Genomic DNA, 18,392 nt, shown 5'->3' with positions numbered 1-18,392 from the left:
CGTGTCCAAAACCATCGAGGGGCGCAGCTCCGCGCCGCTGACGCCCGCGGCCGTCCAGGCCTGGCTCGTCGAGAAGGTGGCCCACAAGCTGGGCGTGCCGCCCGCCGACGTCGATCCGGACCAGTACTTCGACGAGTTCGACCTCGACTCCACGGAGGCCCTGGTGCTCTCCGGGGAGCTGGAGAACTGGCTCGGGTTCGAGCTCGAGACCACCGCCCTGTGGTACCACCCGACGATCGCCGAGCTGTCCCGCCACATCGTCGAGAGGCAGGCGGAGCATGCGGCCTGACGCACGTCGCCCGGCCCCGCCGCTGGTCCGGGCGTTCGGTCCCGCGGCCGGCACGCCGCGGCGGCGGGTGCTCGTCGTGCACCCGGGCGCCCTGCCGGCCGGGCACTACGCGGAACTGGCGGCCGTGCTGCCCCCGGACGCCGCGCTGCACGTGGTGGACCTGGAGCAGGTGCCGGAGTACTTCCAGGCCGCCCTGCGCGGCGGCCGGGCCGGCGTCACCGTGCCCGAGCTGGCCCGGCAGGCGGCGGACGCCCTGCGCGCGCAGGGGCTGTTCGACCGGCCGTGGACGCTGGTGGGCTGGTCCTTCGGCGGCGTCGTGGGTCACGCCCTGACCGCGCATCTCGCGACGCACGAACTCCCCCGCCGTGCCGTGCTGCTGGACAGCATCGCCCCGGTGCCCGCCTACACCCGCGACGACGAGGAGGTCGGCGCGGACCTGGTGGTCCCCTGGTTCTGCATGTATCTGGCCGCCAAGCGCGGCGGGACGCTCACCGCTCCCGTGCCGGGCCCGGCCGGACCCGGCGACGTGGACGGCCCGCTGACCGCGGTGCTCGGCGAGGCGCTGGAGCACGGCGTGCTGCGGCCCGGCACGACACTGCCCGGACTGCGCAAGGTCTACGACGCCTACGTGGACGGACTGCTGCGCAACAACCGGCTGGTACGGGGCTTCCGGCCGGGCCCGGCCCGCGTCCCCGTGACCTTGCTGCGCCCGGAGCGCGGCCTGCTGGACACCCCGGCCCCGCTGGGCTGGGAGGAGCTCGCCGGCGATCTGACGGTCGAGCACACGCCCGGCGACCACTACACGATGCTGCGCGACCCGGTGGCCGTGAAGACCACCGCCGCGCGCGTCCTCGACAGCCGGACCTGAGGCGGCCCGGCCGCAGCGCGGCGCGGCGCCCGCGGCCCCGCGTCCGCCCCCCCCCGGCCCGTACAGCACGTACGGCCCGTACTCCCCCGCAACGCCCACGCCCTTCCACACCCTGCCCCACGGCATGGAGTCGTCATGGTTCAGCACAGCACCACCAGCCGGAGACTCGCCGACACGCCGATCGCGATCATCGGCCTGGGCGCGCTCTATCCGCGCTCCGGTGATCTCGGTGAGTTCTGGAACAACGTCGTCGACGGAACCGACTGCATCGAGGAGGTTCCCGAGACCCACTGGAAGATCTCCGACTACTACGACCCCGACCCGGCGGCACCGGACAAGACCTACGCCAGGCACGGCGGTTTCGTCCCCACCGTGCCCTTCAACCCGCTGGAGTTCGGTCTGCCGCCGAACACCCTCGAGGTGACCGACGTCCTGCAGCTGCTGAGCCTCACGGTGGCCAAGCAGACGCTGCGCGACGCGGGCGCCACCGGCTCCGGGTGGTACGACCCCTCCCGCACCGGTGTGGTGCTCGGCATCACCGGCGCCAACTCGCTGACCCAGCCGCTGGCCACGCGACTGCAGACGCCGGTGCTCAAGGAGGTCGTACGGTCCTGCGGGCTGAGCGAGCGGGACGCCGAGGAGATCGCGGACAAGTTCACCAAGGCGTTCGCGCCCTGGGAGGAGAACTCCTTCCCCGGGATGCTGGGCAACGTCGTCGCGGGCCGGATCGCGAACCGGTTCGACCTGGGCGGCACCAACTGCACCGTGGACGCGGCCTGCGCGAGCTCGCTGGCGGCCGTGCGCATGGCGGTGTCCGAGCTGGTGTCCGGGCGCGCCGACCTGATGCTCACGGGCGGCTGCGACGCGGAGAACACCATCCTGATGTACCTGTGCTTCTCCAAGACGCCGGCCTTCTCCCGCAGCGGGCGCATCCGCCCGTTCGACGAGGACAGCGACGGCACGCTGATCGGTGAGGGCATCGGCATGCTCGCCCTGAAGCGCCTGGAGGACGCGGAGCGGGACGGGGACCGGATCTACGCCGTGCTGAAGGGCGTGGGCTCCTCCAGCGACGGCCGCTTCAAGAGCATCTACGCGCCGCGCCGCGAGGGCCAGGTCGTCGCGCTGCAACGGGCGTACGAGGACGCCGGGTTCGGGCCGGAGCAGGTCGGTCTCGTGGAGTGCCACGGCACGGGCACCTCGGTCGGCGACCTGACGGAGCTGACGGCGCTGCGCGACGTGTTCGGCGCGGCGACCGACGAGCGGCAGTTCGCCGCCGTGGGCAGCGTCAAGTCGCAGATCGGGCACACCAAGGCCGCGGCCGGCGCGGCGAGCCTGATCAAGGTGTCGCTGGCGCTGCACGAGCGGACGCTGCCGCCGACGATCAACGTGGAACGGCCGCGCGAGGCGGTGGACTTCCCGAACTCGCCGTTCTACCTCACCACCACGGCCAAGCCGTGGATCGCCGACCCGGCCCGCGAGCGGCGCCGTGCGGCGGTGTCGTCGTTCGGGTTCGGCGGGACCAACTTCCACTGCGTGCTGGAGGAGCACGACCCGGGCGACGCCGCCGAGCGGCGGGTGCTGGGTCCCGCGGCCCGGGTGCACGTGTGGCACGCCGCCGGTCCGGAGGACCTGCTGGAACTGCTGGAGTCGCGGGAGCCCGGGCAGGACCCGGGCGAGCCGGTGCCGGCGGCGCACGCGCGGCTGGCCCTGGTGGCCCGCGACGACGAGGAGGCGGCGGCGCTGCGGCGGGCGGCCGCGGAGCGGCTGCGCAAGGACCCGCAGGTGTCCGGCTTCTCCCTGCCGCGCGGCGCGTTCTACCGGCGTGCGGCACCGGCCGACGGCGGCAAGGTGGCCGCGCTGTTCGCGGGCCAGGGCAGCCAGTACGTCGGCATGGGGGCCCGTGCGGCGCTCGCGGTGCCGCCGGTCGCCGCGGCCTTCGACGCCGCCGCCCGGCACTTCGCCGGTGAACAGCCGCTCGGCAGGGTGGTGTTCGCGCCGACCGCCTTCGACGACGAGACCCGTGAACGGCACGAGGCGGAGCTTCGCCGCACCGACTACGCGCAGCCCGCGATCGGCGCGCTGGCGGCCGGACAGTACCGCTACCTGGCCGGGCTGGGCTTCGCCCCGGACGGCGTCCTCGGTCACAGCTACGGCGAGCTGACCGCCCTGTGGGCGGCCGGCAGCCTCGGCGACGAGGACTTCTTCCGCCTGTCGCGGGCCCGCGGGGCGGCCATGGCGGCCCGTCCCAAGGGCGCCGAGGACCCGGGGACGATGGCCTCCGTCAAGGCGGGGCTCGACCGGGTCACCGAACTGCTCGCCGGCCACGACGACGTCGTCGTGTGCAACGTCAACGCGCCCGAGCAGATCGTGGTCGGCGGCGGCACCGAGGCGGTCCGCGCGTTCGTCGCCGCGTGCGCCGAGGCGGGCGTCACGGCGCGGGAGCTGCCGGTCGCCGCGGCCTTCCACACCCGGTACGTGGCGCACGCCGTCGAGAGGTTCGGCGCCGCGGTGGCCTCCGCCCGGGTGCGGGCGCCGAAGGTGCCGGTGTTCGCCGACACGCCGGGCGCGAGCTACGGCAAGCGGATCGCCGCCAACCGCGAGGTCCTGGTGGGGCAGTTGGCCGCGCCGGTGCACTTCGCGCCGCGGGTGAACGAGATGTACGACGCCGGCTACCGCGTCTTCGTCGAGTTCGGCCCCCGGTCGGTGCTCTCCGGGCTGGTCCGGGCCACCCTCGCCGGCCGTGACGACGTCGTCGTGCTCAGCGCCGACGCCGGCCCCGGCGGGGACGGCGACCGGGCGCTCAAGCAGCTCGCGGCCCACCTGCTCGTCCTGGGTCTGCCGCTGACCCGCGTCAACCGCCACCTCGCAGACATCGAACCGGCAACGCCGGCCGAGGGGATGACCATCCCGCTGAATGGAGTGAACCACGTGCCCGAGGCTCGCCGAGAGGCCTACCGGCAGGCTCTTGAGAACGGCTACACCGTCGCGTCCGCCGCCGGGGCCGACGCCCCCGCGCCCGACGCCGCCCCGTCCGGGGCACCCGCCGCGCCGCTGCCCGCGGCTCCCGCGCCGGCGCCGGTGCCGGCCGCCGCGGGGCAGGCGGCCGCGGCGCAGTACCCGGCCGCCCCGCAAGTCCCGCCCGGCGGGCAGCCCATGCCGTTCACCACCGGATACGTCACGACCGGCATGGTCGCGGGCGAACACCTGTCGATGCACCGGGAGTACCTGGACGGCCAGCTGCGGGTGGCCGACCGGCTCAGCGGGGTGCTGCTGGAGGAGACCGGGCGCGGCGGCCCCAGCGAGAACGTCGTCGCGGGCATCACCGCGGTCACCCAGCACAGCCTGGCGATCGGGCAGAGCCACGTCCAGGCCAGCGAGGTGCTGCGCAGCCTCGCCCAGATGGAGAGCGGCGTGGCGGTGGCCGACGGCCGGACCGCGGCCGACGGACCCGCGGGCTTCCTCCCGGCGAACGGGAACGGGAACGGCCACGCGTACGCGCTCGCCAACGGCAACGGGTACCCGGCCGGCGCGAACGGCAACGGGTACGCCCTGGCGGGCGGGAACGGGCATGCCGCGTACGCGGAGGCGGCCCCCTCGTACGACGCCTACGCGCCCGCGCTCGCCCCGGCGGCCGCCCCGGCGCCGGCGCCCGTCGCGCCCGAGCCGGCGGTCGTCCCCGCCGCGCCGGAACCGGCCGTCGCGCCCGCGGCCTCCGCGCCCGTGCCCGCGCCCGCCGCCACGTCGGTCGACGAGGTGCGCAGGGTGCTCCTGGAGAGCGTCGCCGCCAAGACCGGCTACCCCGCCGACATGCTCGAAACCGGCATGGACATCGAAGCCGACCTCGGCATCGACTCCATCAAACGCGTCGAGATCATGGGCACCCTCCGCGACCGCTTCCCCGGATCCGCCGACGCCGCCCCCGAACAACTCGCCGAACTCCGCACCCTCGACGACATCATCACCTTCATCACCGACGCCACCGGCGCCACCGCCCAGCCGCAGGCCGCCTCCGAACCCGCCTCCGCCCCCGCGGCCGTCTCCGCCGACGAGGTGCGCAAGGTGCTCCTGGAGAGCGTCGCCGCCAAGACCGGCTACCCCGCCGACATGCTCGAAACCGGCATGGACATCGAAGCCGACCTCGGCATCGACTCCATCAAACGCGTCGAGATCATGGGCACCCTCCGCGACCGCTTCCCCGGATCCGCCGACGCCGCCCCCGAACAACTCGCCGAACTCCGCACCCTCGACGACATCATCACCTTCATCACCGACGCCACCGGCGCCACCGCACAGCCGGAGGTGGTGGCCGCCCCAAAAGCCTGACGCCCGGCCTCGGACGCTTCCACGCCGCGCTGACCGCCGTACCGGAGCCGGACGAGCTGTCCGGCGCCTACCGGGCGGACCCGGTGGCGCTGCTGGCGGGCTCGGGTGAGCTGCTCGAACCGCTGGCCGGGGCGTTGCGGGCGCGGGGCTGGACGGTGCACACCGGCCGGGAGGCGCCCGAGGGCGCCGAGCGGCTGGACCTGGTCGTCGACTGCGTCGAGGCCGGCGGGCACGAGGCGCAGCTCGCCGCGCTGCGGGAGACGCTGCTGCTGGCTGGCCGGACACAGCCGCTGCTGGAGCGGGCCGCGGGCGAGGGGCGCGCCGCGTTCGTCACCGTGACCCGGCTGGACGGCCGGCTGGGCCTGGCGGGGACGGCGGGCGTGGAGCGGGCCGCGCTGGGCGGTGTCACGGGGCTGGTGAAGACCCTCGCGATCGAGGCGCCGGCGCTGTTCTGCCGGGCGCTGGACCTGGCGCCGGAGCTGCCGGCCGAGCGCTGCGCGGAGGTGTTCCTGGCGGAGCTGTACGACGCCGAGCGTGCGCTGACCGAGGTCGGGCGCCCGGCGGACGGGACACGTCTGACCGTGACGCCGGCCGACGAGGCGGACCCGTCGTCGCCGGGCGAGCCGGGCGCCGGCGCACCCGGCGCGGACGATCTGCTGGTGGTCACCGGCGGAGCCCGCGGGGTGACGGCGTCCTGCGTGCTGGGGCTCGCCCGGCGCCACCGCACGGGCCTGCTGCTGCTGGGCCGTACCCCGCTGACCGAGGAGCCCGGGTGGGCGTCCGGGGTGGCGGAGGACGGTCTGCGGGCCGCCGCGGCGGCCGAGCTGAAGCGGTCGGGCGCCAAGCCGTCGCCGCGCGCCGTGGAGGCGATGGCCCGCGAGGTGACCGCCGTCCGCGAGATCCGCGGCACGCTGGCGGACCTGCGGGCGGCCGGCTCCGCGGCCGAGTACCTGGCGGTGGACGTCAGCAACGCGGACGCCGTGCGCGAGGCGCTCGCCCCGCACCGTGCCCGGGTCACCGGGGTGGTGCACGGCGCCGGTGTGCTGGCCGACGGCCTGGTGCGGGACAAGAAGGCCGGCGACGTGGACCGGGTGCTGGCCACCAAGCTGACCGGGCTGCGCAACGTGCTCGGGGCGCTGGACGGCGCGCGGGTGCGGCACGTGGTGCTGTTCTCCTCGGTCGCCGGTTTCTTCGGCAACCGCGGCCAGTCCGACTACGCGATGGCCAACGAGGCGCTCAACCGGTGGGCCTGCGCCCTGCGCGCGGCTGCCCCGCGGACCCGGGTCACCTCGGTGAACTGGGGCGCGTGGGCAGGCGGCATGGTCACCCCGGCGCTGGAGAAGATGTTCGCCGAGCGGGGCGTGACGCTGATCCCGGTCGAGGAGGGCGTGCGGTACTTCGTGGAGCAGTTCTCCGCGGAGCGGGCCGCCGACACGGTGTGCGTGGTCGGGCCGAGGAGCCCGCTGTCCGCGCGCGAGCCGGCTCCGCTGCCGGCCGGCGGGCTGGTGCTGCGCCGCGCCATGGCGGCCACGGCGTCCGACGCGGTGATCGCGGACCACGCGATCGGCGGGGTGCCGGTGCTGCCGGCCACCGCGGCCGTGGGAGGTCTGCTGGGCGCGGTGCACCGGGCGGCGCCCGGGACGCGCGTCACCTCGGTGCGCGGGTTCCAGGTGCACAAGGGCGTCGTCTTCGACGACGGGCGTCCGGACGTGCTGGAGACGACGGTGCGCCAGGCGGACGGCGCACCGGAGTACGAGGTGTCGGTGCGGGACGGCTCCGGGCGGCCCCGCTACCGGGCGCTGCTGGCGGCCGGTCCGGCGCCGGCGGCCGCGCGGGTGACGGGTCTGCCGCGGGGCGGGGACGGGGCCCCGGCGCCGTACTACGAGGACGGGACGCTGTTCCACGGCCCGGCCCTGCGCGGCATCACCGGCGTCCTCGACGCGGGCCGCCGGCTGGTGCTGGCCGCCCGGCTGGCCGACCCCGGCATCGCCCGGGGCGCGTGGCAGGCGCCCGGCTACAGCCCCGTGCTGTCCGACCTGCTGCTGCAGGCGGTGCTGGTGTGGGCGCGTCTGCACCGCGGCGAGGCCGTGCTGCCGACCGCGGTGGGCGAGGTCGAACTGCTCGCGCCGCTGCCCGAGGACGAGCCCTTCCGGCTGGTCGTCGACGCGGTGTCCGAGACGGCGAGCGGTATCCGCTGCACGGTCACGGCGTGCACGCCCGACGGGCGGGTGCTGCAGCGGATGCGCGAGGTCGAGGCAGTGCCGAGCCCGGGGCTGGCGGAGAAGTTCGCCGCGGCGTCCGGGTCCTGACGAGTCGAGTGGGAGAACTGGGAAACCATGTCCAGCACACTCCGCGGCGCCGGTCGCCGCGACGAGCCGGTGGCCATCGTGGGTATGGCCTGCCTCCTTCCCGGTGCGCACACCCCCGACGAGTTCTGGGAGGCGCTGCTCGCCGGGGAGGACCACCGCACGGAGGGCGGCCGGGAGGTCTTCGGGACCGACCCGGCCGTGCCCGGCGGGTGGGGTGACGCGGACCACCGTGTCACCGCCACGCGCGGCGGATTCGTCCATGAACCGCCGATCGACCTGACCGGCCTGAACGTGCCCGCCGGTGAACTCGCCGCCCTGGACCGGGTGGTGCTGTGGTCGCTGCACACGGTCCGCCAGGCGCTCGCCGACGCGGGCCTGGACGGGCCGGACGGGCTGGCGCGCACCGGGCTGGTGCTGGGCAACTACTCGTTCCCCACCGAGGCGTCGGTGGGTCTGTGCACCCCGCCCGTGCGGCGGGCGGTCACCGAGGGCCTGGCGCGTGCCGGGCTGTCCGTGCCGCCCGCCGCGGCGGGTGAGCCGGAGCCCGCGGCGGAGAACCTGTGGCCGTTCGGGCAGCCGGCGACGGTGACCGCGCGGGCGCTCGGTCTGGGCGGGCCCCGGCTGGCGCTGGACGCGGCGTGCTCCTCGGCGCTGTACGCGATGGCGCTGGCCCGGGACTACCTGGCCACCGGCGCGGCCGACGTGATGGTGGCCGGAGCGGTGTGCGCGCCCGACCCGCTGCTGATCCACCTGTCCTTCTCGGATCTGCACGCCTACCCGGACAACGGGGTCAGCCAGCCCTTCGACGGCCGGTCCTCCGGCATCGTCACCGGGCAGGGCGCGGGCGTGCTGGTGCTCAAGCGGCTCTCGGACGCGCTGCGGGACGGCGACCGGGTGCACGCGGTGCTGGAGTCGGTCGGGCTGACCAACGACGGGGCGGGCCGGCACCTGCTGAGCCCGAACGTGCGCGGTCAGCTGGGCGCCTACCGGCAGGCGTACACGCACGTGGACCCGGCGTCGGTGGACTACATCGAGTGCCACGCGACGGGGACCCCGCTGGGGGACGCGACGGAACTGCGCGGTCTGGCCGAGTACTTCGGCTCGGTGGGCGCCGAGGTGCCGCTGCTGGGGTCGGTGAAGGGCAACGTCGGCCATCTGCTGACGGTCGCCGGCTTCACCAGTGTGCTCAAGACGGTGCTGGCGCTGCGGCACGGCGTCGTCCCCGCCACGCCCGGGGTGCTCTCGCCGCTGCGGCCGGAGGGCGCCGAGGCGGTCGCGGACCGGCTGGTGCTGGAGTCCCGCCCGTGGCCGGAGCGGGACGGTCCGCGGCGTGCCGCGGTGTCCGCGTTCGGCTTCGGCGGCACCAACGCGCACGCGGTGCTGACCGGGCCCCGGGCGCTGACCGGCTCCTCCTCCGCCGTGGGGCCGAAGCCCGGCGAGGAGTCCGGTGCCGCCGGTGCGCGGCCGGTGCGGCAGCCGCGGCTCGCGGTGGTGGGGCTGGGGACGCGGCTCGGGCCGCTCACCGGCACCGGTGAGCTGGCGCGCGCGGCGCGGTCGGGACGGCCGGCGCTGACCGGGCGGCCCGCGAACCGCTGGTACGGCGCCGAGCAGGTGCCGGGCGGTCCGCTGGCCGGGACCGTGGCCGAGGGCGCCGACCCGGCCGGCGGTTACGTCGACGCCGTGGACGTGCGTCCGCGTACCTACCGCATCCCGCCGAACGAGCTGGCCCAGGCCAACCCGCAGCACCTGGCGCTGTTCGAGGCGGCGGAGCAGGCGTTGGCGGACGCCGGTCTCGACGCCCCGCCGCCCGGGGTCAAGGCGGACGAGCTGCCCGGGTCCCGGGTCGGCGTGGTGGTCGCCATGGAGATGGAGCCGCGCACCCACACCCACCGCGCGCGGTTCGACATCGGCGCCCATGTCCGCGCCGAGTGCGCGCGGGCCGGGGTGACGCTGGACGCGGAGCGGCTGGACCGTCTGGAGGAGGCGGTGCGCGGCGCCGTGCACGACCCGATCGGCGCCAACGAGGTCCTCAGCTACATCGGCAACGTGATGGCGAGCCGGATCTCCTCCTCCCGCAACCTGACCGGCCCGTCGTTCACCCTGGCGGCCGACGGCACCGCCGCGGTGCGGGCCCTGGAGGTGGCCCGTCTGCTGCTGCTCGACCCCACCGTGGACGCCGTGCTGGTGGGCGCGGTGGACCTGGCCGCCGGCGCGGAGAACACCCGGGCCAGGGCCCGGATCGCCACCGCGCGCGGCGAGGAGATGCCGGTGCTGGGCGACGGGGCCGCCGCCGTGGTCGTCACCCGTGAGGACGCCGTGCGGGGGCGGCGCGTGTACGCCACGGTCGACGCGCTGGCCGTGCACTGTGCGCCGGACCGCGCGGACGCGGTGGCCGGGGCGGCCCGGCAGGCCCTGTCGGCCGCGGAGGCCGGCCCGGCGGACGTGGCCTACCTGGAGCTGTCGGGGGCCGTCGCGGACGCCCGCCGGGAGGAGGCCGCCGCGCTGGCCGCGGTGTACCGGGCCGGCGAGGGCGACGACCCGTACGGGTGCGCGCTGGGCGGCACCACCGCGCTGGTCGGGGACACCGGGCGGGCGGCGCCGCTGGCGTCGCTGGTCTCGGCCGTCCTCGCGGTGCACCACGCGGAGTTCCCGCCCGCGCCGGAGGGTCTGCTGGACGCGTCCGCGCCCGGGCTCGAGGGGTCGCGGTTCACGCTGCTCGGCGATCCCCAGCCGTGGCTGCCCGAGCGGCGCGGCGGGCGGCGGACGGCCGCGGTGAGCGTGCTCGGCGACGACGGCCCGCACGGAGCGACCGCCGCCCACCTCGTGGTGCGCGGCGCGGCGCCGGACGCCGCCGGGGCGCCGGCGGCGTCCTGGACGGACGGTCCGGGCGTGTGGATCCTGCCGTTCTCCGCCGAGGACGGTCCGGCGCTCGCCTCCGCCGCGGCGGCCCTGCGCGCGGAGATCGCGGGCCGGGGCGCCGAGGCGGTGGTGCGGGAGGCCGCGCACCTGCCCAGGACCGGCCGGCTGACGGCGGTGGTGGTCGCGGCCGACGAGGCCCGGCTGGACGCCGAACTGGCCGCGGCCGAACGGGACCTGCCGTCGGTCGCCGACGGCGGCGGGGAGTGGAGCACGCCGTCCGGCAGCTTCTGCACCGCCCGGCCGGTCGGCCCCGAGGGCCGGGTCGCGTTCGTCTATCCGGGCGCCTTCGCCACCTACCCGGGCGCCGGACGTGATCTGTTCCGGCTGTTCCCGGGGCTGCGGGCCGCCTTCGAGCGGGAGGCGGACCGGCCGGCCGAGCGGCTCAAGCACCGCTCGCTGTTCCCGCGGGCGCGGGGGCCGGTCGACCGGCGCGCGATGATGCGGCACGAGGCGGAGCTGATCGAGGACATCCCGGTGATGCTGGCCGCGGGCACCAACTTCGCGGTGCTGCAGACCCGGTTGCTGCGGGACGTCCTGGGCGTGGCCCCGGACGGCGCGTTCGGCTACAGCCTGGGCGAGTCCAGCATGCTGTTCGCGACCGGGGTGTGGGCCGAGGCGGCGCGCGACGACGCCGCCCTGGCCGCGACGCCGCTGTTCCGCGACCGGCTGCGCGGACGCAAGGAGCAGGTGCGCGAGGCGTGGTCGCTGCCGGCGGACACCCCGGACGCGGGGGTGTGGACGACGCGGGTGCTGCTGGCGGGCGCCGACCGCGTGCGCGACGCCATGACCGGTCTGGACCGGGTGTTCCTCACGCATGTCAACACCCCGCGGGAGACGGTGGTCGCGGGCGATCCCGGGCAGGTCCGCGAGCTTGTCGAGCGGGTGGGGTGCCAGGCGGCCAAGGCGCCCGCCAACCATGTGATGCACTGCCCCGTCGTCGACCCCGCACTGCCCGGCCTGGCCGCGCTGAACGACTACCCGCTCGCCGGCGACGTCCCGTCGCTCGAGCTGCTGTCCGCCTACGACTACGACACCGTCCCGGTCACCGACCGGGCGGAGCTGGCCGGGCGGATCGCGCACACCCTGCGCTCCACGATCGACTTCGCGCGGCTGGCGCGGACCGCGCACGACCGCGGCTACCGCTACTTCGTCGAGGTCGGCCCCGGCGCCACCTGCACCCGCTGGATCACCGAGACGCTCGGCGGGCGCGCGCATCTGGCGGTGTCGGTGGACCGGCGCGGCGCCGCCGGCGCGGCCGCCCTCGCGCAGGCCCTGGCCCGGCTGGTCGCCCACGGTCTGGACGTGGACCTGGGCGTGCTCTTCCCCGCCCCCCGCACCGCCGCCGCGCCCGGGCCCGTCCTGAGGGTGGCCTGCGGGGGCGAGGCGACCGTGGAGCGGGTGGCCCGCGCGGCGGCCCCGCTGCTCGCCCCGACCGCTTCCGCCGACTCCCCCGAGGTGACCGCCGTCATGAGCCCCGCTCCCCCGCCGAGTGCCGTCCCGCCCCAGGAGGCGGCGGCCGGGCCCGTCCCGGTGTCCGAGGGGATCGTCGTCGAGGGAACTCCCTTCGTCCATCTGCCGGAACCGGCTCATGTGCCCGCTCTCGCGGGCGCCGGGGAGCACCGGGCGGCGCCGGCCGTTCCGGCCGCCCGGGCGTCCCTGCCGGGGCCGGTGTCGCCGCTCCAGGCGATCGCGGCGAGCGTGGCGCACGCCCACCGGGCCGCGCTGCGGGCCCAGCACGCCGTGCTGGACGCCTCGCTGCGGACGCTGACGCCGTCCGGGCCGGCGTATCCGGGCCGGCCCGCACCGTCCCTGCCGCCGGCCGGCCCGCCGGGGCCGCGGACGCCGGAGCCGCAGGCGCCCACGCCGGAGCCGGGCGGTGACGGCGGCAGGCCCGTGGTCTGGGACGAGCGGGATCTGCTGGAGTTCGCACAGGGCCGCGTGGCCCCGGTGTTCGGGCCGGCGTTCGCCGAGGTCGACACCTACCCGCGGCGCTGCCGGCTGCCGGAGCCGCCGTACCACTTCGTCAGCCGGGTCACCCATGTCAAGGGCGAGACCGGGGTGTTCGAACCGTCGGAGATCACCACCGAGTACGACGTGCCGGTGGGCGCCTGGTACAGCGTCGACGGTCTGGTGCCGTGCGCGGTCACCATCGAGGCCGGCCAGTGCGACATGCTGCTGATCAGCTACCTGGGCATCGACTTCCGCACCCGGGGCGAGCGCGTCTACCGGCTGCTGGACAGCCGGCTGGTCTTCCACGGCCCGCTGCCGCGCGAGGGGCAGACGCTGCGCTACGACATCCGCATCGACCGGTTCGTGTGGAACGGCGACAGCCTGCTGTTCTTCTTCAACTACCGCTGCTACGCGGACGGCGAGCTGATCCTCGAACTGCTCGACGCGTGCGCCGGGTTCTTCACCCCCGCCGAGCTGGAGGACTCCCTCGGCGTGGTGGAGACGGCCGCCGACCGGGCGCGCCGCGCGGCGATGACGCCGGCCTGGTTCAAGCCGCTGGCCCGCACCGACGTCACGTCGCTGAGCGGGGCCGATCTGGCGCTGCTCGCCGAGGGCCGGCCGGGTGAGGTGTTCGGGCCGCGCTGGGACCAGCGGGCGGACGGTGCGAACCGTTCGCTGCGGCTGCCCGGCGAGATGCTCCGCATGATCGACGAGATCACGTCGGTGGACCGCCTGGGCGGACCGCGCGGCCTGGGACGTCTGTCGGCGGTCAAGCGGCTCGACCCGGACGGCTGGTACTTCCGCTGCCACTTCACCGGCGACCCGGTGCTGGCCGGTTCGCTCATCGCCGAGGGCGGTGTGCAGCTGCTCCAGGTGTACGCGATGTACCTGGGCATGCACCTGGTGCTGCCCGACGGGGAGTTCCAGTCGGTGCCGGGGCTGGAGACCGAGGTGAAGGTGCGCGGGCAGATCACCCCGGACATGCGGCAGGTCCGCTACGAGGTGGACGTGATCGAGCTGACGATGCTGCCGCGGCCCACGGTGATCGCGGACATCACCGTGTACGACGGGGACAAGCCGATCGTGTCGATGCGCAACTTCGGCGTCCGCGTCCAGGAGAAGCCGGGCACGCCGTACCGGCCCGAGACCGGCGGGCTCCCCGCCTTCCTCGGCCGCCGCAACGAGCGCGGCGAGGCGGCCTTCATCAACGAACTGCACCTGGCCCACGCTGCCAAGGGCGACCTGGGCACGGCGATGGGCACCGAGTTCGAGATCTACGCCGGCCGGCGCGCGCCGTACATCCCCAACGGGGACTTCCGGTTCGTGGACCGCATCATGCGGCTCGACGGGACCCGCGGCGACCTGTCGCCCGGTTCCACGATGGCCACCGAGTACGACTCGCCGCCGGAGGCCTGGTACTACGCGGACAACGGCCCGGCGGGCATGCCCAACTGCGTCGTGATGGAGACCTCGCTGCAGGCGGCGATCCTGCTCGGCTACTACCTGGGCGCGACCCTGGCCAAGCCCGAGGAGGAGCTGTCCATCCGCAACCTCGACGGCCGGGCCACCTTCGTCAAGGACCTGGACCTGCGCGGGAGGACGATCCGGCACGAGTCGGAGCTGCTGTCCAGCCAGGCGGTGCCGGGGGCCACCCTGCAGAACTTCCGCTACCGGCTGCTCGCCGACGACGAGGTGTTCTACGAGGGCGAGTCGCTGTTCGGCTACTTCACCGAGCAGGCGCTGTCCAACCAGGTCGGACTGGACTCCGGGCAGTACGTGCCGCCGTGGCTGGAGTCGGCCCGCGAGCGGCTCGAGGAGTCCGCGGTGCGCCGGCTGCCGGTGCGCTCGGACGACCGCTGGTTCACCCCGGCCGCGGGCAGCGGCCTGCGCCTCGGCGACGGTCATCTGCGGCTGGTCGACGAGGTGACGCTGGTCGACGGGGGCGGTGAGCACGGCAAGGGCTATGTGCACGGGCACCGCCGTATCGACCCCGACGACTGGTACTTCTCCTGCCACTTCCACCGCGACCCGGTGATGCCCGGCTCGCTCGGTGTCGAGGCCGTGCTCCAGGGGCTCCAGGCCCTGGTGATCGAGTCCGGACTGGCCGACGGCATGGGCCCGGTGCGGTTCGCCGTGCCGCGGGACGTGCCGATGGGCTGGAAGTACCGCGGGCAGATCCTGCGCGAGGACCGCGAGATGACCTTCGACGCGCACATCAAGGAGGTCCGCCGCACCGACGGCCGGCTGACCGTCGTCGCCGACGCCAGCGTGTGGAAGCCGGGTCTGCGCATCTACGAACTGACCGACATCGCCGTGGACGTCGTTCCCGACGAGTCCGCCGAGGAGGACCAGTGACCACCGCCCCCGCCCGGACCACCACCCCGCCCGTGCACACGGATCCCGCCGGGATCCACCGGGTGCTCGGCGCCCTGGAACAGCCCTGCTACATCGTCGACACCGGACAGGGCGTCGGCGCCGCGAACGCCGCGCCCGGCCCCGGCGGCCGGATCGTGGCGGCCGTCGGGCCGCTGCCGCCCGAGCGGCTCGGCTGCTCCGCCTTCCGCGCCCGCCACGGCGTCGGACACGCGTACATGGCCGGCGCGATGGCCGGCGGCATCGCCTCCGAGGAGCTGGTGATCGCGCTGGCCCGGGCCGGGGTGCTGGCGTCCTTCGGGGCGGCCGGGCTGCTGCCCGGGCGGATCGACCGGGCGCTGACCCGCTTCGCCGCGGAGATCCCCGCCCTGCCGTACGCGGTCAACCTGATCCACAGCCCGAGCGAGGACGCCCTGGAACGCGAGGGCGTGGAGCTGCTGCTGCGGCACCGGGTGCGGTGCGTGGAGGCCTCCGCGTTCATGGACCTCACCCCGCACGTGGTGCGCTACCGCGCCGCCGGGCTGAGCCGCACCCCCGACGGCCGGGTGCACGTGGGCCACCGGATCGTCGCGAAGGTCTCGCGCGCCGAGGTCGCCGAGCGGTTCATGCGCCCGGCGCCCGAGGCGATCACCGCGGACCTGGTGGCACGCGGGCTGATCACCGCCGAACAGGCGGAACTGGCGCGGCGGGTGCCGATGGCCGACGACGTCACCGCCGAGGCCGACTCCGGCGGCCACACCGACCGGCGTCCGCTGACCGCCCTGTTCCCGGGGCTGCTCCGGGTGCGCGACACCGTCCAGCGTGAGCTGGGGTACGGGCAGCGGATCGGTCTGGGCGCCGCGGGAGGCATCGGCACGCCGCGTGCCGCGGCCGCCGCGTTCGCGCTGGGCGCCGACTACGTCGTCGTCGGCTCCGTCCACCAGTCCTGCCTGGAGTCGGGCACGTCGGACGCGGCGCGCCGGCTGCTGGCGGGGGCGGGACTCGCGGACTTCGAGATGGCGCCGGCGGCCGACATGTTCGAACTCGGCGTGGAACTGCAGGTGCTGAAGAAGGGCACCTTGTTCCCGATGCGCGCCAAGAAGCTCTACGAGCTGTACAAGGCGTACGACGGTGTGGAGGCGCTGCCCGAGGAGGCGCGCGGGCAGCTGGAGCGGCAGGTGTTCCGGCGGCCGCTCGACGACGTGTGGGCGGACGTGGAGGAGTACTTCACCCGCCGAGACCCGGACCAGCTGCTCCGCGCCCGGCAGTCGCCGCGGCGGCGCATGGCGCTGGTCTTCCGCTGGTACCTGGGCATGGCGTCGCGGTGGGCGGTGACCGGTGAGGGCGAGCGGACCGCCGACTACCAGGTGTGGTGCGGGCCGGCGATGGGCGGCTTCAACGAGTGGGTGCGCGGCAGCTATCTCGCCGCGCTGGAGAACCGCAGGGCCGCCGACGTCGCCCATCACCTGATGCGCGGGGCCGCGTTCACCGCGCGGGTGCAGCAGCTCGCCTGGAACGGGGTCCGGCTGCCGGCCGCGTGCACCGAGTACGTGCCCGTCCCGCCCGGGGAGGCCCGATGAGGGCGGCGGCTTCGGCGGCCGCGCCGTACGCGGCCGTGACGGAACTCGACCTGGCGCTGGGCGACCCGCGGGACCCGGGCAGCCCGTACGGGTTCGCGGCCATGGCCCGCCGGGACGCCGGCGAGGCCTTCCCGCGGGAGTTGGCCGAGCGGGTCGGGCCCTGGCTGCGGACGGCGTTCGTGCCGGCCGGCCAGGGCGGCGACCTGGTCTCCCTGGACCACACGCTGATGCTGGTGCGGGCGGCGGCCCGCCGGGACCCGGCGGTGATGCCGGCGACGATGTTCAGCATCACCGCGGCGGTCTGCGTGCTCGCCGCGGGGTCGGCCGGGCAGCGCGAGCGGGTGGTACGGCTGCTGCGCGAGGGCGGATCGGTCGGTTTCGCCCTGTCGGAGGCGGAGCACGGCGGCGATCTGCTGGCCAACTCCTGCACCGCCGCGCCCGCTTCGGGCGAGGACGGCGGGGGCTATGTGCTGGACGGCGAGAAGTGGCTGGTGGGGCTCGGCGAGCGCTGCCAGGCGCTGCTGGTGGTGGCGCGCACCGGACGCCGCGGGCCGGGCGCCTTCTCGGCGCTGCTGCTGGAGGGCAGCGAGGTGGACAAGGCGCGCTCGGGGATCCGGCAGCGGCCGGCCGGGATGCGCGGCGTCGACTTCGCCGGGTTCCGCTTCGAGGGGCTGCCGGTGCGCGCGGACGCGCTGGTCGGGCAGCCCGGGCACGGCCTGGAGATCGCGATGAAGGCCATGCAGGTGGTGCGGACCATGAGCACCGGGTGCAGTCTGGCCTGCGCGGACACCGGGCTGCGGCTGGCGTGGGACTTCGCCCGCGAGCGGCGGGTGGGCGGGCGCGGCGCGGACGGACTGCCGTATCCGCGGCGGGAGCTGGCGACGGCGGCCGCGCTGGTGCTGGCCGCCGACGTGGCGGCGCTGACGGCCGCGCGGGGCGCGCATGCGCTGCCGGAGGCGCAGTCCCTGTGGTCGAGTGTGGCGAAGAAGACGGCCACCGACTTCGCGGACGAGGCCCTCGCCCGCTGCGCGGACGTCCTGGGCACCCGGAGCCTGCTGCGGGACGGCCCGTACGCGGCGTTCGACACCGTCCGCCGGGACAACGCCGTGGTGCGGTACATCGACACCAGCCCGGTGGCGAACACCCGGCTGGTGGCGGCGCAGCTGGCCCGGCTCGCCGGGGCGGCCGGCAGCGCGGACGACGGGGACGGGGCGCAGGACGCGCTGGGCCGGGTCTTCGACCTGGGGGCCGCGCTTCCCGAGGCGGACTGGGACCGGCTGCGGCTGTCGGGCCGGGGCGGGGATCCGGTGCTGTCCCGGCTGCCGGCGGTGGCGGCGGCGGTGCGGCACGCGGTGACCGAGGGGGCCGCGGCGCCGGTCGCCGACGCCGCCCGGATCGTCGCCCGCACCCGGGAGCTGGAGTGCGCGGTGGGCGGACTGCTGCACGACGTGTCCTGGCGGCTGGGCGGCGGCAAGGACCAGGACGGCGGCCCGCCGGAGCTGGGCCACCTGGCGGAGCGGCTGTGTCTGCTGCACACCGCGGCGAGCTGTGTGCACCTGTGGTGGGCCTGCCGCGACCGCTCGCTGTTCGGGCTGCCGCCCGGCGACGCGGGGTGGCTGAGCCCGGTGCTGACGGCCGTGCTGGACCGTGCGGGCGGGCGCGTCGCCCCGCTGCCCGACGCGGAGGCGCGCCGGCTCATGGACGTCGTCACCCCCTTGTACGAGGAGAACCGCATGTTCTCCTGCGCCGCCCCCCATCTGGCCTGAACCGACCGCGCGCACCGCGCAGGGAAGGAACCGCAC

Annotated in this window: 7 protein-coding genes; all 7 read left to right on the top strand. The window is 75.8% G+C overall.

Features of this window, described 5'->3' with window-relative positions; all coding sequences use genetic code 11:
- The first annotated feature begins 1 nt into the window (after position 1).
- The 7 genes from ACP7TJ_RS32935 (at position 2) to ACP7TJ_RS32905 (ending at position 18,356) form a co-directional block, all read left to right on the top strand.
- Complete coding sequence (locus tag ACP7TJ_RS32935) at positions 2-289, top strand: acyl carrier protein (RefSeq protein WP_427767781.1); 288 nt, start codon at positions 2-4, stop codon at positions 287-289.
- The gene (locus ACP7TJ_RS32930; protein ID WP_266404887.1) at positions 279-1,157 is read left to right on the top strand and encodes a thioesterase domain-containing protein; all 879 of its coding nucleotides are present in this window, start codon (positions 279-281) and stop codon (positions 1,155-1,157) included. The genes ACP7TJ_RS32935 and ACP7TJ_RS32930 overlap by 11 nt, the downstream gene beginning before the upstream one ends.
- A 135-nt stretch (positions 1,158-1,292) precedes the next feature.
- Positions 1,293-5,480, top strand: a complete 4,188-nt coding sequence (locus ACP7TJ_RS32925) for a beta-ketoacyl synthase N-terminal-like domain-containing protein (protein ID WP_427767778.1) — start codon at positions 1,293-1,295, stop codon at positions 5,478-5,480.
- A gap of 83 nt (positions 5,481-5,563) precedes the next feature.
- Positions 5,564-7,789, top strand: a complete 2,226-nt coding sequence (locus ACP7TJ_RS32920) for an SDR family NAD(P)-dependent oxidoreductase (protein ID WP_427767775.1) — start codon at positions 5,564-5,566, stop codon at positions 7,787-7,789.
- A 27-nt stretch (positions 7,790-7,816) separates the two neighbouring features.
- Entirely contained in the window at positions 7,817-15,013 is a 7,197-nt protein-coding gene (locus ACP7TJ_RS32915) for a beta-ketoacyl synthase N-terminal-like domain-containing protein (RefSeq protein ID WP_427767772.1), read from the top strand.
- Positions 15,010-16,590, top strand: coding sequence for a PfaD family polyunsaturated fatty acid/polyketide biosynthesis protein (locus ACP7TJ_RS32910; protein ID WP_167744111.1), 1,581 nt, complete (start codon positions 15,010-15,012; stop codon positions 16,588-16,590). The genes ACP7TJ_RS32915 and ACP7TJ_RS32910 overlap by 4 nt, the downstream gene beginning before the upstream one ends.
- Positions 16,587-18,356, top strand: coding sequence for an acyl-CoA dehydrogenase (locus ACP7TJ_RS32905; protein WP_403163642.1), 1,770 nt, complete (start codon positions 16,587-16,589; stop codon positions 18,354-18,356). Before ACP7TJ_RS32910 ends, ACP7TJ_RS32905 begins: the two co-directional genes overlap by 4 nt.
- The last annotated feature ends 36 nt before the right edge of the window (positions 18,357-18,392 follow it).

The sequence above is a fragment of the Streptomyces sp. DSM 41931 genome (genome assembly GCF_050271085.1).
Taxonomy (GTDB): Bacteria; Actinomycetota; Actinomycetes; order Streptomycetales; family Streptomycetaceae; genus Streptomyces; species Streptomyces albogriseolus.
The sequence above is the reverse complement of the archived record's forward strand: the minus strand, read 5'-3'. Positions and strand labels throughout refer to the sequence as shown.

Excerpts from the sequence above, each read along its gene's own strand:
- ACP7TJ_RS32925 (WP_427767778.1), top strand. The coding sequence starts at position 1,293 with ATGGTTCAGCACAGCACCACCAGCCGGAGACTCGCCGACACGCCGATC.
- ACP7TJ_RS32915 (WP_427767772.1), top strand. The coding sequence starts at position 7,817 with ATGTCCAGCACACTCCGCGGCGCCGGTCGCCGCGACGAGCCGGTGGCC.
- ACP7TJ_RS32930 (WP_266404887.1), top strand. The coding sequence starts at position 279 with ATGCGGCCTGACGCACGTCGCCCGGCCCCGCCGCTGGTCCGGGCGTTC.
- ACP7TJ_RS32905 (WP_403163642.1), top strand. The coding sequence starts at position 16,587 with ATGAGGGCGGCGGCTTCGGCGGCCGCGCCGTACGCGGCCGTGACGGAA.